The sequence below is a fragment of the Rhodococcus sp. A14 genome (genome assembly GCF_011603105.1).
GTDB classification, from domain to species: domain Bacteria; phylum Actinomycetota; class Actinomycetes; order Mycobacteriales; family Mycobacteriaceae; genus Rhodococcus_F; species Rhodococcus_F opacus.
Window position 1 is genome coordinate 1 of record NZ_JAAOQS010000080.1, and the last position, 15,886, is coordinate 15,886.

At 68.1% G+C, this 15,886-nt stretch carries 13 protein-coding genes; 7 read left to right on the plus strand and 6 right to left on the minus strand.

Annotated features, from left to right (window positions below):
- The first annotated feature begins 192 nt into the window (after positions 1-192).
- The 4 genes from G9373_RS31710 (at position 193) to G9373_RS31725 (ending at position 6,432) form a co-directional block, all read left to right on the plus strand.
- Positions 193-2,127 carry a LuxR C-terminal-related transcriptional regulator gene (locus tag G9373_RS31710; RefSeq protein WP_206032827.1) on the plus strand — a complete coding sequence of 645 codons (1,935 nt, stop codon included), beginning with the start codon at positions 193-195 and terminating at the stop codon, positions 2,125-2,127.
- Positions 2,128-2,280: 153 nt separating this feature from the next.
- Positions 2,281-3,450 carry a hypothetical protein gene (locus G9373_RS31715; RefSeq protein ID WP_167118770.1) on the plus strand — a complete coding sequence of 390 codons (1,170 nt, stop codon included), beginning with the start codon at positions 2,281-2,283 and terminating at the stop codon, positions 3,448-3,450.
- 112 nt (positions 3,451-3,562) lie between these two features.
- On the plus strand, positions 3,563-4,882 hold the full coding sequence (locus G9373_RS31720) for a S1 family peptidase (RefSeq protein WP_005238294.1): 1,320 nt from the start codon (positions 3,563-3,565) through the stop codon (positions 4,880-4,882).
- 239 nt (positions 4,883-5,121) lie between these two features.
- Positions 5,122-6,432 carry a S1 family peptidase gene (locus tag G9373_RS31725; protein ID WP_167118773.1) on the plus strand — a complete coding sequence of 437 codons (1,311 nt, stop codon included), beginning with the start codon at positions 5,122-5,124 and terminating at the stop codon, positions 6,430-6,432.
- 67 nt (positions 6,433-6,499) lie between these two features.
- Here G9373_RS31725 and G9373_RS31730 read toward each other — a convergent pair whose 3' ends face one another.
- The gene (locus G9373_RS31730; RefSeq protein ID WP_240960857.1) at positions 6,500-6,697 is read right to left on the minus strand and encodes an FMN reductase; all 198 of its coding nucleotides are present in this window, start codon (positions 6,695-6,697) and stop codon (positions 6,500-6,502) included.
- A 79-nt stretch (positions 6,698-6,776) separates the two neighbouring features.
- Here G9373_RS31730 and G9373_RS31735 point away from each other — a divergent pair, with 79 nt between their 5' ends.
- Positions 6,777-7,034 carry a hypothetical protein gene (locus tag G9373_RS31735; RefSeq protein ID WP_054248448.1) on the plus strand — a complete coding sequence of 86 codons (258 nt, stop codon included), beginning with the start codon at positions 6,777-6,779 and terminating at the stop codon, positions 7,032-7,034.
- Here the strand turns inward: G9373_RS31735 and G9373_RS31740 are convergent, their stop codons facing one another.
- The 4 genes from G9373_RS31740 to G9373_RS31755 all read right to left on the minus strand — a co-directional run bounded on the left by G9373_RS31740 (position 7,035) and on the right by G9373_RS31755 (position 10,072).
- On the minus strand, positions 7,035-7,736 hold the full coding sequence (locus tag G9373_RS31740; RefSeq protein ID WP_054248449.1) for a hypothetical protein: 702 nt from the start codon (positions 7,734-7,736) through the stop codon (positions 7,035-7,037). It abuts the gene before it with no gap.
- The gene (locus G9373_RS31745; protein WP_054248450.1) at positions 7,733-8,473 is read right to left on the minus strand and encodes a hypothetical protein; all 741 of its coding nucleotides are present in this window, start codon (positions 8,471-8,473) and stop codon (positions 7,733-7,735) included. The genes G9373_RS31740 and G9373_RS31745 overlap by 4 nt, the downstream gene beginning before the upstream one ends.
- Positions 8,474-8,646: 173 nt before the next feature.
- Positions 8,647-9,333, minus strand: a complete 687-nt coding sequence (locus tag G9373_RS31750; protein ID WP_005238282.1) for a hypothetical protein — start codon at positions 9,331-9,333, stop codon at positions 8,647-8,649.
- 292 nt (positions 9,334-9,625) lie between these two features.
- Entirely contained in the window at positions 9,626-10,072 is a 447-nt protein-coding gene (locus G9373_RS31755) for a hypothetical protein (protein ID WP_120659511.1), read from the minus strand.
- A 618-nt stretch (positions 10,073-10,690) separates the two neighbouring features.
- Here G9373_RS31755 and G9373_RS31760 point away from each other — a divergent pair.
- Together G9373_RS31760 and G9373_RS31765 are read left to right on the plus strand one after the other, a co-directional pair.
- Positions 10,691-13,924, plus strand: a complete 3,234-nt coding sequence (locus G9373_RS31760; RefSeq protein WP_133986315.1) for a (Fe-S)-binding protein — start codon at positions 10,691-10,693, stop codon at positions 13,922-13,924.
- Positions 13,925-14,021: 97 nt separating this feature from the next.
- Positions 14,022-14,363 (plus strand): hypothetical protein, encoded by a 342-nt coding sequence (locus G9373_RS31765; RefSeq protein WP_240960853.1) that lies wholly within the window; start codon positions 14,022-14,024, stop codon positions 14,361-14,363.
- A 1-nt stretch (position 14,364) separates the two neighbouring features.
- Here the strand turns inward: G9373_RS31765 and G9373_RS31770 are convergent, their stop codons facing one another.
- On the minus strand, positions 14,365-15,876 hold the full coding sequence (locus G9373_RS31770) for an Hsp70 family protein (protein ID WP_240960854.1): 1,512 nt from the start codon (positions 15,874-15,876) through the stop codon (positions 14,365-14,367).
- Between the last annotated feature and the right edge of the window lie 10 nt (positions 15,877-15,886).

The following is a 15,886-nucleotide window of genomic DNA, read 5'->3' on the forward strand; positions in this document are numbered from 1 at the left end:
CCCCCGCTCCGGCCCCGAGCGTTCCCCAGACCGACGGCGGCGCCGCGATCGCCAACACCATCGTCGGCGGAGCCGGCGCGGTGGGTGACACCGTCAACGGAGTGGGGGACACGGTCGGCGGCGTCGTCGGCGGAGTCACCGGCCTGGTGCCCGGCGTCCTCGGTAACGGCGGATAGGGCGCCGGTGTCCACGCTGCCCTCACCGCTTCCTCCCACGGAACTCGCGGAGCTCGACGGCCCCCAACTGTCCGCTCTCGCACTGGTTCTGCTCGGCAGCGACCTCGACGAGATCGTGGTCGCCCGAGTACTCGACATCGAACCCGCTAGTGCCCGTGCCGCCGTGGACGCGCTCCGCGCGGACGGCTGGGTCGACGAACGGGACACGCTGGTTCACGCGGACCGCACGCATCTCACGAAGACGCTCGGCGAGAACCGGCTGAACACGCTCGCTCGCCGCCTGCTCACCCATCACGTCGACAGCGGAACGCTCACGCTGCCCGTCGCCCGCGCGGTCGCCGCGACCAGCATACCGAGTGACGAACTGAGCCGATTCCTCTGCGCCCAGGCCGGACTCGCCGAGCCGGCCACCGCCGTCGCGCTGTATGCCGAAGCCGGCCGGGCCGGCAGGCTCGGCGACACCGCCATCGTCGCATACGCCGAGGCCTGCGCCCTGAACGGCGACCTCGACACCGCGGTCGGGCTGGCCGATTCGGTCCTCGAACGGTCCGGCACCGTCGACGATGCGGAACTCGCTGCGGCGGTCAGGATTTCGGCCGCCGGCGCCGCGTTCTGCGGCATGATCGATCGCAGCGCCGAACTGTACGCCTGGCTCGGCGCGGACCGGGCCGGCGCCGACGCCTCCCTCGCCGCCTCCGTCCTGGTGGTCGCGGGGCGACTCGACGACGCCGAAGCCGTCCTCGCGACGAGCGCGGGCGCACCCCCCACTGCCGCCACCGCCGGCGCCGCACTCGTCGCGACCGGACTCGTCCAGTCGGTGACCGCGTCCGCAAACGCGGCACTGAACTCACTGACGCGTGCGCTGTCGCTGCCCGGTCGCGCGTCCCGGCCACGGGTGCTGCCCGACTCCCCCGCCGCGATCACCGCCCTCGCCGCACTCCACTGCGGCGAACTCGCCCACGCCGACGCCGTCCTCGCCCGGGCACGGGAAGCCGAACAGCCCGGCAGTGTCACCGCGAACCGGCATCAGCTGCTCACCGCCTGGACGTCCATGGTCCGCGGCGACCTCGCCGCGGCGCAGTCCCGGCTCGACGGCCTCGACGCCGCGTCGATGCGGCAGCGCGATCTGCTGTTCGTCCACGGCCTGCGCGTCGGGCTCTCCCGGCGCACCGGCGACAACGCGGCACTGCTGCAGGCCTGGGCGGGCGCGCAGGGCGTCCTCGCCGAGTACTCGGTGGACCTGCTGAGCCTGCTGCCGCTCGGCGAACTGTGGCTGACATCGATCCGGGTCGGCGAACCCGCCCGGATCACCCACCTCGTCGAGGACGCGCAGTCGTTGCTGCGGACGCTCGGCGAGCCGGCGATGTGGGGATCGGCGCTGCACTGGTACGGCGTGCAGGCCTCGATCCTCGCCGAATGCCCCGCAGACCTGATGCCCCACGCCCGCGCACTCGGCGAGGCCGCCAAGGTCAGCACGTACGCGTCCGGGCTCGCCACCGCCGGTCGCGCCTGGCTACGCGTGCTGCAGGGCGACATCGACGCCGCATCCGTCGAGGACGCGGCCCGCACCCTCGACCGGATCGGTCTGCCGTGGGACGGTGCGCGCCTCGCGGGTGAAGCCGCGCTGCGCGCGTCCGACACGAGGGTCGCGACCACGCTCCTGCAGGTCGCGAGGGCCCTGCGACAGCCGACGTCCGCGGGCAACGGCACCGACTCCGCGGTCGTGTCGAGCCCGAGCACGCCGGGGTCGCTCACCGACCGCGAGGCCGAGGTGGCCGAACTGCTCGTCCAGGGGCTGACGTACCGGGAGATCGGGGCACGCCTCTACATCTCCGCCAAGACGATCGAGCACCATGTGGCCCGGATCCGGCGGCGGCTGGGCGCCGGGTCGCGGTCGGAGCTGCTGTCGATGCTGCGTGCGATGGGCCACGGGTATTCCGCCGACTCCTGACCCGTGAGTACTTATTAACCGCGGGTGGTTGACAAGTACTCACGGGCGCCGAAGGCGCAGCAGCGCCCCGTGTAACCATTCGACTGCGGCAGGCGACACACTGTGCATGGTGCGATGACGCACTCCCTCGAACCGTGCCAGTAAGGATCTTTCATGACCACCGGAGTCGGACTCACCGTCGGCGATTCGGTTTCCACAGCGGTGGTGACCGCTTCCGGAACCGATGTGAGGACGATCGAACACCCGTCCGTCCTGTTCACGGCCCCGGACGGCACGGTTCAGCTCGGCGACCCCGGCACGGAATCGACCGGCGCCGTCCGCGACTTCCTCGCCCGCGTCGGTGAGCCCGCGGGAATCGAGTACGCGGGTTCGCTGACCCGCGCCGAGGACCTCGTCGCGACGGCGATGTTCTGCCTGTTCCGGGAGGCCGCAGACGGACTGTCGGGGACGGTGAAGGTCACCGCGACCCATCCGTCGGACTGGGCACCGGAGATCGTCACGAAGCTGCGCGAATCCCTCGACTACATGGGTCTGGGCGAGGCGACTCTCATCCCGGAGTCGGTGGCGCTCGCCGCTTCACCGGAATCCCCGGCCCACGGCGCGGCACTACTGGCGGCCGGGCTGGCACTGACCGACGAGGACACGAGCGCCGACACCGAGTCGATTCCGGTCGTCGAGGCCCCGATGCACACCGCGTACTCCGCCGTGACGGCGGTGCCCGCAGCCGCGGCCGCTGCCGCCGACGCGTATCCGCCCGCCGAGACCGAGGCGTCCGCTCCCGCGAGTACACCGACGCCACCCGCCAAGCGCACGAACCGTCGGCCGCTGATCATCGCCGGTGTCGCCGCGGCCGCACTGGTGGTGGCCGGTGGGGCGCTCGCGTTCGCGCTCACCGGCAACGGCAGCACCGCTGTCCCGACGATCCAGGACGCCCAGACCGCGTCGGTGACGACGTCCAGCGCACGACCCACGCAGGCTCCACCCGCGGTCTTCCCGACGGCGAGCACGCAGGAGGTGGCCGTGACGACGGAGGGTGAAGCCCCGGTCCCGGTCTCTCCCCCGCCTGCACCGGTGGAGACGACACCCGTGTTCGTGCCGCCGCCTCCGCCCTCGACGACGCCGGTCATCACCCTCCCCTCGATCACCACGGTCCCGCAGACCACTACGACCACGACCGCCGCGACGACCACGACGACGCCGCCGGAGACGACCACCACCACAACAACGACAACAACCACGACGACGACGATGAAGGAACCCGCGGCCGCGATCACCACCACGACCACGCCCGCGAAGCCCGCTGCGAAAAGTCCAGGTCAGTGAGGCTTCGGTCACACCTCCCCGACGGGCCGACCCGTCCGTAGCTTAAGGTGGGGCGCTGATACCCACCCCAGAAGGAATCCTCAGTGAACGGATTCCGTGCAGAAGGGATTTCATGCGTAACGTGCTGGCGCACCGCGCCGCTGTTGTAGGCGCCTCGGCAATGCTTCTTCTCTTTCCGTTTTCCACTGCCGCCCAGGCCGACCCTGTTACGCAGCCCGACACCACTCAGCTGAGCGCCGACAAGTTGCCGGCCGAACTCGTCGAGGCCATCACCCGCGACCTGAAGATCAGCCCGCAGGAGTACCTCGACCGCGCCGCGAAGGCACAGGAGCTGGGCAGTTACGCCGAGGACTTCCGGGAGCAGCATCCCGACGACTTCGCCGGGGCCTGGATCGGCCTCGACGGTCAGCCCGTCGTCGCGGTCACCACGGACGAGGCCGCCGACGCCGCAGCCAAGGCCGGGTACGACACCCGCATTGCGCCCGTGTCCGCGAACGGCCTGGAGAAGACCCTCTCCGACGTGAACGGCTGGATCGCGGGACTGCCGAAGGACGTGGCTTCCCAGGTCAACTCCGCGTCGATCGACGTCCTCGAGAACCGCGTCGTCATCGACGTCGTCAACAGCCCCATCGGCCAGGCGTTGAACCTGCCGACGCTGCTCGCCAACGTCAAGGTCATGCTGAGCCCCGGCGGCGGCGGTCCGGTGGAGCGGGGCCCCCTCGCCGGTGACACCTACATCACCACCGCGGGTGAGCTGCCGAAGACGCCGATCTCGGAGATCTCCGTCTGCTCGCTGGGCTTCAACGCCGTGGACGACAGCGGCCAGGCCGTGAACATCAGCGCCGGACACTGCAACCCCGCCGAGGGTCAGCCGTCGCCGGTGTTCCTCCCCAACCACCAGAACGTCGACGACAGCCAGCAGATCGGCGCGTTCTCGAAGTCGTCGGTGGGCAACCCGGCCGACAAGCTGGACTACTCGGTGATCAAGCTCAACGAGGCAGGCGTCAAGGCCGGTCTGGACCGTCCCGCTGTTCGCGGCGCGAACGGCACCACGCTGGAGATCACCGGCACCGCCCGGCCCGTCGTCGGCGCCCCGATCTGCAAGTCGGGTCAGACGTCGTCGTTCACGTGTGGCGTGGTGGCGGCCGATCACGTCGAGACGCAGCTGTTCGTCGCCGACGGTTCGAGCCGTGTGGTCAACGGTTTCGCCGGCACGGCCTGCACTCTCGCGGGGGACAGCGGCGGCGCCATCGTCACCGGAACCCTCGCGCTGGGTATCACCAGTGGTTCCAACGCCAGTGGCGCCCCCAACTGCACGGAGGCGAATCTGGTGCTGGCACCGGAGGGTGGCACCGCCAGCCTGGGCATCCCGGTCGCGGACATCGTGGACACGATCGGATCCGGGATGCGCGTGCGCACCATCTCCGACTAGTTCTCCACCGCTCCACCCTGTGCCCGGTGTCCGTTGCTCTCGGACACCGGGCACAGGTGTAATCAGGCGTGGTGTCCGCTTTTTCCTGCTGCGTCGTCCGCCGAGAGTGTTACAGGTGGGAATAGACGGGGCGAACCCATATAGTCGACTCCGACTGTGTACGGCCTTACCTGTCGGGGGGTCGTATTCGTATGCGCCCGCGAGGCAACTGCGAACAAACAAACATCAGAAAGGCCCCCATGCGAAGCTCCATCGCACGTCGTGCCGCCGTGTTCGGCTCCGCCGCGCTGCTGCTCCTAGGTCCGGTCGCCGCCTCCGCTCAGGCCGATCCGGTCGAGCCCGGAGTGTCCGACCAGGCCGCCAAGCTTCCCGCGGAACTGATCGACGCTATCCAGCGTGATCTGTCGCTGAGCCCGGACCAGTACCTGGAGCACTCCGAACTGGGCCAGAAGCTGGCCGAGTTCGCGAAGATCGCCCGCATCCAGTTCCCGGATGCGTTCGCCGGAACGTGGCTCGACAATGCCGGCACCCCCATCGTCGGGCTCGCCGACGGTGCGGACAAGGACGCCGCCGTCGCCGCGGCCGAGAAGGCCGGCTTCCAGGTCAAGGATGTGGCCCAGAGCGAGAGCAGCCTGCAGGCTCAGGTCAAGTCGTTCGACGGGTGGCTGGACACCCAGCCGCCTGCCGTCGCGGATCTCGTTCGCGGCGTGGCCATCGACATCGTGAACAACGATCTCGTGCTCCGTGCGGACAACGTGGGCGGGTTGCAGCTTCCGGACTTCCTGAAGGGCGCACGCGTCGTGCAGTCGCCTGCCACGGCCGCTCCGCTGCCGTCCACCGACCTCACCCCCATCGCCGAACCGCTCCCCGCCGACGCCCTGCTGGGCGGCGACGCGTACGGCTCGCTCGGCGGCGGAGTCGGACTGCGCTGCTCGCTCGGTTTCAACGGCACCGACAGCTCGGGCGGTCCGGTGAACATTACGGCAGGACACTGCGACCCCAACCGGGACGCTGCCGGCACCTCGGAGGCGTCGGAGGCGTTCTCCCTGGTCCCGGGTGGCACCGGTCCGCGGATCGGCACCTTCGCCAAGACCAGCCTGGACATCCACGACTACTCGATCATCCGGGCCGACGACAGCGCCGCACACCGGTTCGAGAACAACGGCGTCCGGGTTCCCGGCGCAGCACCGGTCGCCATCACGGGTACGGCCGACCCGATTGTCGGCGCCCCGGTGTGCAAGTCGGGTCTGACCACCGGTTTCACGTGCGGTGTCGTCACGTCCGTCGCGCAGACCGTTTCGGTCGGTGAACGCACGCTGGCCGACAGCTTCTCGACGAGCATGTGCGCCCTGCAGGGCGACAGCGGCGGCACGATCGTGACCGGCACGCTGGCACTCGGAATTTCGAGCGCCTCCAACGTCGGGCAGTACCCGATCTGCCAGGTCGCGGACGTCGTCACGTTCGTCCTCGGCGAGAGCCCCGAGTTGTTCGCCACCCCGATCAACGAGGTGCTGGCCGAGAACCCGGGTCTGCGCGTGCGCACCTCGTAACGCACTCCACCTGCGACAGCGGCCCGCTTCCCATTCGGGAGGCGGGCCGCTGTCGTCGGACGCGCACTCAGGCCGCGTTGGGCCGGACCGCCCGGGCATCCCGCAGGGTGGTGCCCCACCATTCGATCTGGTCGAGCATGTTCTTGACCGCACTCGAGCTGACTGCCGGGTCCAGCGGCTCCCCGTGCTCGTCGAACACCGCCCACGCACCGTGAAAGCTGACACTGTCGCGGACCGTGACCGCGTGGAGTTCCGCGAACACCAACCGCAGCTGTTCCACCGCACGGACCGAGGCCGACGTCTCCACGCGCACGATCTACAACCACTTCGAGGGCAAGGAATAGTTGTTCTTCGCCGTGATCGAGGACAGCGCGACGCGGGTGGCCGACAGTCAGACGGACATGATCGACCGGCACCTCGGCGAGGTGAACGACCTCGAGTCGGACCTCGTCGCACTCGGCCGTGAGTGGGTCACGATCCCGACCCAGGTCTTCGCGGACCACTTCGCCACGGCGCCGTCCCCCTCGGCGAACGAGGTGTCGGCCATCGTCACCGACGGGGTCGCGACCTTCCTCGACGGCTACCGAGCGCGCGGGAACTGATCAGGCGGTGGGCTCGGGCGCGGGCGAAACGAACGGCGTGTTGATGGTGACGAGGTACTGGATTCCGAGGATCACCAGTGCGGCGCCGCCCACGAAGATGGTTCCGGCCAGCCCGCCGGCGGCGAAACCCGCCAGCAGCCCACCGAGGCACCCGACCGGCGTGCCGATCACGGTCACGGCGAACAGGCCGCACCCGACCGCGAGACCCACGGCGCCGAAGATCACACCGAAGATCAGGCCGCCGATCAGCGTCGCGTAACCGAGGTAACTGTTGAAGTCGGCGAGCGCCGAGTCGTCACGCTCTTCCTGTGTGTCGAATCCGTCCTGCGCAACCGATTTCAGGGACGACGCGACGTCGGCGGGAACCTGCGGGGTGAGCGTCACCGTCCGCCCGTCGAGGTCGGCGTCGATCGGATAGACGGCGTCGCCGACCCGAATCGTGAGCGGCAGTGCGGCCACCACCGTGCCGCTGTCGTCCACCACCTCGATCGCTTCCCGGGTGTCGGTGATCCGGAAGGCGCCCGCGTCGATCGACGTGACGACGGACTCCCCCTCGGCGTGCGCCTCGTAGCCGATGTCCGACGAATCCTGCTGCGTCAGTGGAGCTGTGTGTGCGGTCCCGGCGGAGATCCCGAGGGCCGCGACGACGAGGAACGCTGCTCCGGTGACGGCCCGCAGGTTCCGTGCGAAGCGGCCGCTCATGCCGTGGGTTCCGGTGCGACGAACGGACTGTTGATGGTGTTGAAGTACTGAATGCCCAGAACCACCAGGGCGCCGCCGCCGACGACGATGGTGCCGGCGAGCGCGACGAGGGGCGCGACGATCAGCGCACCTCCGATGCACCCGGCCACCGGCCCCGCGAGGCCCAGGAACGGAATCACCAGCGCAGCCGTTCCGGGGATGACGCCGATCGCGCAGCCGATCGCGCCGCCGATGATGGCGGCGACGATCGCGGTGATCGCGCTCGTGATCCCGAGTTGCTGCTGGAAGTCGTCGAGTGCGCGGTCGTCGCGTTCCTGTTTGTCCTGCGGTGCGGCGACGTCGTCGAGGGTGAGGCGTTCCGACACGGGAACGGGGGTCGCGGCCGCCGGATCCATGTTCGGGACGAGCCGCAGGACGCGAGCGGACTCGTCGACCGCCACGGCGAAGGGATGCTGCAGGTCGTCGACCCGGAAGAAGGTGGGAATGGAGGCGACGACGCGGCCGCCGTCGTCGACCACGTCGACGGTGTCGTTCGCGGCGTTGATCGAGAAGGCGCCGGCGTCGAGGGTGGCCACAGCGGCGTCACCGTCGCGGGCGGTCTGGTAGTTGATGTTCGGGATGCCCTGTTCCGCACCCGGCTGGGGTGCGGCGGCCGGATCCGCGTATGACGTGGCCGCTCCGACGCCCATCGCCGCGACGACGAGCATGGAGGTGGCAGTAAACCGTCGGAGGTTCATCGAGGTCCGTTTCGAGAGCAGCGCTGTGACGGACGAAGGTTAGCCTAAGCATGGGATAACCAGGCAGGTCACCTCCGCGGGTGTGACGAGGTTCACTTCCGCGACGCCGCACAACGACGAACCGCCCGCCTCCGAAGGGAGGCGGGCGGCGTCTGAGGTACTGCGGGATGCGGCTACTTCACCCACTTCGTGGTGCCGGGCGGTGCGTTCAGCGTGTTGATCAGGTCGATACCGGCGATGGCCAGCGTGGGGCCGCCCACCACGATCGTGCCGAGAAGGGCACCGATTCCCGCGCCCGTCACGCCGAACGGCAGGCATCCAAAGACCGCGACCGGCGTCCCGACCACGCAGCCGACAGCGAATCCCAGGATTCCGCCCACGATGGTGCCGCCGAGACTGCCGACCGTCATCGCGATGCCGAGCTGCTGCTGGAACGCCGACTGGGCCCTGGTGTTCTCGTCGATCGACGCCACGTCGTGCAGCGCGATGGGCGTGATCCGATCCTCGGGCGAGATCGGCGTCGCCTCGGCCTTGTCGACGCTCGGCGTCAGGCGCAGGGTCTTTCCGTCTTCGGTGATCTCTTCCTCGAACGGGAACTGCAATCCGTCGAACCGGTACGCAAGCGGGAGGGAAACGACAGTTGCCCCACCCGCATCCTTGATCGCGACGGACTTCCCGTCCGATGCGAGCGCGAAGGCGCCGGCGTCGATCGTGGTCACGACCGTGCGGTCCTCGATGTGGGACTCGTATCCGATTTCGGTGCCGGGTTCGGCGACGGGTTCCGCGACCGCCACCCCGGACCCGGTCGCGAGCACACCCACCAAAAGTGCCGAAGTCGTAACGAAACGACGCAACTTCATTCCATCCCCTTAAGGTTTCAACCCCATCCGTTGCTAAACAGTAACTTGCGGCTGTGACAGATCCCAATTGAGTCTCGCCTCGAGAAAAGGGGCTCGCGAAATAGTCTGCGTAGGGTTATGAAAAATTGCGCCCAGAACGGCAGCGGGATCGAATTCCAAGAATTGCACCAGTCAGGGATGTAGTTATTCCTACACAAAGCGGGGAACCGGTCGGTTTCTTCTCCGCGGCCCCACGCACAACTCGGCCCCGCCGTGGGAGACTCGACGGGGCCGGGCGCTGAGGCGAGGCGCTCTACTCGTCTCTGTCCGCGTAGATCGACGTCCCCGGAGCGGCGTTGTACGTCTCCCACAGCTGGTATGCACTGACACCGAGGGTGGGGCCACCGGCGACGATGGTTCCGACGACCCCGCCGATACCGGCCCCAGTCACCAGTCCGGCGACGCAGCCAGCGGGAAGTGTTGCTATACAGCCGATTCCGGCCCCTGCAATCGTTCCGACCAGGCTTCCGACCGTGACGGCAATGCCGACCTGCGCACCGAACTGGCCGAACGCCCTGTCATTCTCCTCGCGGGACGCGACGTCGCGGAACGGCAGCGAGGGAACCGCGGGCGCCGCCGTTGCCGGAACAGGCGCCGCAGGAGCGGGTGCTGCCACTGGCCCCGCGTGCGAGACTCCGGCAGCAAGACCCATGGCGGCCACGGCAATGCCTGCCGTCACTGCAGCTTTTCTCACGATCATTGATGCCTCATTTCAGGAGCGTCCCGACGAAGTACTGGTGTGATCGAAGTGCACTGCACGGCCCCCCGTGCGGCCGCTGGCCAGGGCCGGAAAACACGCTCAGAGTAACAGCGGAATCACGGCCGAAATGTTCATTGACGAAAAATTCATCACGCCCGCAAGTTACCGATCGGTAGCAAATCAAGCGGGTGTAATTCGCGCGAATTACACGAGATGAATTACGTCACTCGGCCTGGTTATCGAGAGGACGGACGTGCGTACGCGGAATATTTGCCATCGTTATCCGGCCGCAATGCAACCGCGTCGAATTCGTGACGAAAACGACCTCTGAAGCCCTCTCACGAAGCCGCTCGGACGGCCTCTGGCGGCTGCCGGCCGAAGTTAGGGCGACCTTGGGTGAGCGCCGCAATTCAGACCCTTTAACGTGACGAACAGAAAGTCCGATTGTGGCATGCACCACATGCCCTATCGGCGCCCGAGCTGCAGAGATCCCGCCGAACACCGGTATGTTACCCACAGGTAGACTAATTAAGTTACTAGCGGGTAACTTAGCAAGCGTTAGGATCACGAGCAGTCCCGAGGTGGCCGCCCTGCCGCCCTGAAACGAAAGGCCGCGACATGAATGCCCTGACGATCACGTTGGGCACCATCGGCGTGCTGCTGAGCCTCGTATGTTGGTTCTCCTTCATCACTGGCGCATTGAAGATGGTCAACGTCGTCCGGATCGGCCAGTCGGCCCCGGACCGATGGCGCCCCTTCTTCCCGCGCTTCAAGCAGATGTGCGTCGAGTTCATCGCGCACACTCGCATGAGCAAGTTCCGCACCGTCGGCTGGGCTCACTGGCTGGTCATGGTCGGCTTCATGCTCGGAGCCATCGTGTGGTTCGAGGCGTACGGGCAGACGTTCGACCCGGCGTTCCACTGGCCGCTGGTCGGCAACACCGCCGTCTACCACTTCATCGACGAGATCCTGGGTCTCGGCACGGTCATCGGTATCACCACACTGATCGTGATCCGCCAGCTCAACCACCCCCGCGTGCCCGCCCGGCTGTCCCGTTTCAGTGGTTCCGACTTCAAGGCCGCGTACTTCGTCGAGGCCGTCGTCCTCATCGAGGGCCTGGGCATGATCTTCGTGAAGGCCGGCAAGATCGCCACCTACGGCCACGCCAACCCGTGGACCGACTTCTTCACGATGAACCTCGCGAAGCTGCTGCCCGCGAGCCCGAACATGGTCGCGTTCTTCGCCTTCGTCAAGCTGATGTCGGGCATGATCTGGCTCTACGTCGTCGGCCGCAACATCACCTGGGGTGTCGCCTGGCACCGGTTCGCGGCGTTCGCGAACATCTACTTCAAGCGTGAGGACGACGGCGACGTCGCCCTCGGTGCGGCCAAGCCCATGATGTCGGGCGGCAAGCCCATCAACATGGAGGACGCCGATCCGGATACCGACACGTTCGGCGCCGGCAACATCGAGGACTTCTCCTGGAAGGGCTGGCTGGACTTCACCACCTGCACCGAGTGCGGGCGCTGCCAGTCGCAGTGTCCCGCGTGGAACACCGGCAAGCCGCTGTCGCCGAAGCTGCTGATCACGTCGCTGCGCGACCACGGTTATGCGAAGGCCCCGTATCTGCTGGCCGGTGGCCGCAAGGACATGGGCGGCGACGAGGTAGGCCTGGTGAACGGTGACGGCGCCGTGGACGAGGCCAAGCTGGCTGCGATCCCCGAGGCTGCACGCCAGGAGGCCGAGCGCAAGCTGGTCGGCGACACCGTCGAAGGCGAGCTGGCTCCGGTCATCGACGCCGAGACGCTGTGGAGCTGCACCAACTGTGGCGCGTGTGTCGAGCAGTGCCCCGTCGACATCGAGCACGTCGACCACATCATCGACATGCGCCGCTACCAGGTGCTGATCGAGTCGGAGTTCCCCTCCGAGCTGGCCGGCCTGTTCAAGAACCTCGAGAACAAGGGCAACCCCTGGGGTCAGAACTCCAAGGACCGTCTCAACTGGATCAATGAGATGGACTTCGAGATCCCGGTGTTCGGCCAGGATGCAGACAGCTTCGAGGACTACGAGTACCTCTTCTGGGTCGGCTGCGCCGGCGCCTACGAGGACCGCGCCAAGAAGACCACCAAGGCCGTCGCCGAGCTGCTCGCCACCGCCGGCGTGAAGTTCATGGTGCTCGGCGCCGACGAGACGTGCACCGGTGACTCCGCTCGCCGCGCAGGTAACGAATTCCTGTTCCAGCAGCTCGCCATGCAGAACATCGAGTTGCTGAACTCGGTCTTCGACGGTGTCGAGCAGCGCAAGCGCAAGATCGTCGTCACGTGCGCCCACTGCTTCAACGCGCTCGGCAACGAGTACCCGGAGGTCGGCGGCCAGTACGAGGTGGTTCACCACACTCAGTTGCTCAACCGCCTGGTCCGCCAGAAGAAGCTGATTCCGGTCGCGTCCGTCGGTGAGGACGTCACCTACCACGACCCCTGCTTCCTCGGCCGCCACAACAAGGTCTACGACGCACCCCGCGAGTTGATGGAAGCCTCCGGTGTCAAGCTGAAGGAAATGCCCCGTCACGGCGAACGGTCCATGTGCTGTGGTGCCGGTGGTGCCCGCATGTGGATGGAAGAGAACATCGGCAAGCGCATCAACATCGACCGGGTCGACGAGGCGCTGGGCACGGATCCGAAGAAGATCGCGACCGGCTGCCCGTTCTGCCGCGTCATGCTCACCGACGGCGTCACGGCTCGCCAGGAGTCCGGTCAGGGCGAGGGTGTCGAGGTCGTCGACGTCGCCCAGCTGATGCTCTCGTCCATCACGCGTCTCGAGCCTGAGAAGCTGAGCGAGAACATCAAGGTCATCCCCCGCGAGAAGCCGGCCGAGCCGGCAGGATCGCCGGCAGCAGCCGAGGCCAAGGCCGAGGTAGTGGAGAAGGAGCGCGTCGAGGAGGTCGAGGAGGCCGCCGCAACGCCGGCCGCCACGGACGCTCCGGCAGGCAAGGGCCTGGCGATGAAGGGCCTGGCCAAGGCACCCGGGGCGAAGGCTCCCGGCGCCAAGGCACCCGGCAAGGGGCTCGGCATGGCAGGCGGTGCGAAGGCTCCCGGCGCCAAGAAGGCTGCTCCTGCTCCGGCCGAGGCTGCCGGTACGGAGGCGCCTACAGCGGAGGCACCCAAGCCCAAGGGCCTCGGCCTCGCCGGCGGCGCGAAGGCACCGGGCGGCAAGGGTCTGCAGATGAAGGGTGCCGCCAAGGCTCCCGGCGCGACGGCCGCCGCTCCGGCTGCCGAAGCACCGGCGACAGAGGCTCCCGCAGCGGAAACCCCTGTTCAGGACGCCCCCGCGGCGAAGCCGAAGGGACTCGGACTCGCGTCCGGCGCCAAGGCACCGGGCAAAGGTCTGCAGATGAAGGGCAAGGCGAAGGCTCCCGGCGCGAAGGCCGCTCCCGCGGACGCTCCCGCCGAGCCGGCAGTCGCCGAACCCCAGGCTGCCGAGCCCCCGGCTTCCGAACCGCAGGTCGCCGACACGTCCTCCGCTTCGGAGGCCCCCGCTGCCGAGGCGCCGAAGGCTCCCCCGGTGGCGAAGGCCGGTGGGCTCGGTTTCAAGAGCGGCGCCAAGGCTCCCGGAGCTCGCAAGGCCGCGGCCCCCAAGGCCGCAGCTCCGAAGGCCGAAGCACCCGCGGCCGAGGCTCCCGCAGCTGAAGCACCGAAGTCCGAGGCAACCGAGACCGCGGCTCCGAAGGTCGAGGAGTCGAACGGCGACGGATCCAACGGCAAGGCACCGGAAACGGTGAAGGCTCCGCCACCGGCCAAGCCTGGCGGACTCGGTTTCAAGGCAGGCGCGAAGGCACCTGGCCGGAAGAGCTAGCCGACAGCAGTGAACAGCGGCGCCCCCACCGATCACGGTGGGGGCGCCGCTGTTTTCCGTGACGGCCCGCGTTGCGCACGGCGTAACCTCCGACATGATGACTTCGGGCGCCGATCTCACTTTTCGCCGCGCCGCCACGTACACGGTGGCGGTCATGGGCGGTGCAGTGGTCGTTGCGCTCCTCTCGGTCGCGTGGATGTCGATCGGGTCCGGTGACTGCGCCGAGTCGATGATGGAGTGTGCCGGCGGAGAAAAGTACGTCCTTGTCTTCGGCCCACCCGCGTTGCTGCTCGTGGGCGGGGTCGGAGCTTTCGTGCAGACCTACCGGGTCTGGCGGGCCGGTGGCCGGTGGCAGGTCTGGCAGGGAGCGGGCTGGATGTTGTTCGTGTTCATGCTCATCTACGCCTCACTGTCGGCTGGCGCTCTCACCGAGATCTGACCTACCGTGGTCCGGCTCCGCCGCGGCCCGGCGTTCCGCCGCCCATCGGCTGGGCGGGTGCCGGGTTCTGCACGGTGTATTCCTGCACGGTGCCGTCCTGTGAAGTGTCGTCCTGCGCAGTCTCGTCGGCGGACGATGCCTGTTCGACGGACGAGGTTGTGGTGGTCGTTGCCGAGGGCGGGTCGTCCCGGCCGACCAGTTGGGTTGCCGCCGCTCCTGCGCCGAGGAGGACGAGCGCGGCGGCGCTTGCCGCAACCATCCATCCGCGGATACCGGACTTCTGTGTCTTCCTCACCGGCACACTGGTCGGCGCGACGCGTCGGGTCGGCGCCTCGGCCGATGCGGACGGGGGCAGCACGCGCGACGACGCTGCCGCCACGATCGGTCGTGGCGCCGCCGTTGGTTTCACCCGCGGTCCCGGTGCCGACATCACCCGGGAACCCGACTGTTGGAGCGATGCCCGTTCGGCGATGGCCGCCGCACCGCGGGCGGACGCGGTCGCCGGCTCGGGTGACACGACGAGTGGGACATTCACGGCCGTCGAGAGCAGTTCCGTCACGAGCGGGACCGCCGCTCCGCCGCCGAGGAGGACGACAGCGTCGACTGGGGTGCCGGTCTCGTCGAGGCGTTCGAGTTCGCGGGCCACCGTGTTCGCGGCGCGGGTGAGTGATCCGCGGATGACTTCCTCGAATTCGGAACGCATGACGCGTATCTGGCGTCGGATGCCGGGAAGCTCGACGGTCACCACGGCAGACGTGTCTTGCGACAACCGCTCTTTCGCACTCCGGCAGCGGGCGGCGAGTTCGGTCAGCGCGCCGCGGTGGGCAGGATCGTCGACGTCGAAGTCCGGGTTCGCGTTCTGGACGAGCGCGACCACATGTCCCATCAGCAGCCGGTCGGCGTGGTCTCCGCTGAAGTCGGTGCTCCGCGTCGATCGGACCACGCCGAAATCAGCGCCTCGCCTCGTGGCCAGGGTCAGGTCGAGGGAATGGGCTCCGACGTCGCACAGCAGCAGTGTCGAGAATTCGTCGAGTTTCTCGACCCGGGAGATCCATGTCAGTGCAGCAGTGGTTTCGGGAATCATAGTGATCGTGCGATTCTGCAAGAGGCCCCATCGTCGGATCTCGTCCTCGAGTTCCTCGACGGCGTATCCCGACCAGGCTGCGGGAGCCGCGACCACCACATGGTCGGGCACCGGGGTGCGGCAACGAATGAGGCAGTCGAGCGCGGTGGTCACCAGCTGCACGGCCGGGGTCCGGGTCCCGTCGTCGCCGATCACCGGAACGGGATCGCCGACCCTGTCGATGAAGTCACGAAACACGATGCTGCCCTGAGGAAGCGGTCCGCTGCGGTGCGGGCCGAGGGTGGGTGCGCTGCTCGACGACAGCGCGAGGTCGGCCGAGTGCCGCACCACCGTGAATCCGTCGTCCACCTGGTGCGTCGGCGATTCACCGTGCATCTGTGCGGACACGAACGAGTCGGAACCCATACTGATCCCCATCGATGTCCGCATGTCGTGATCT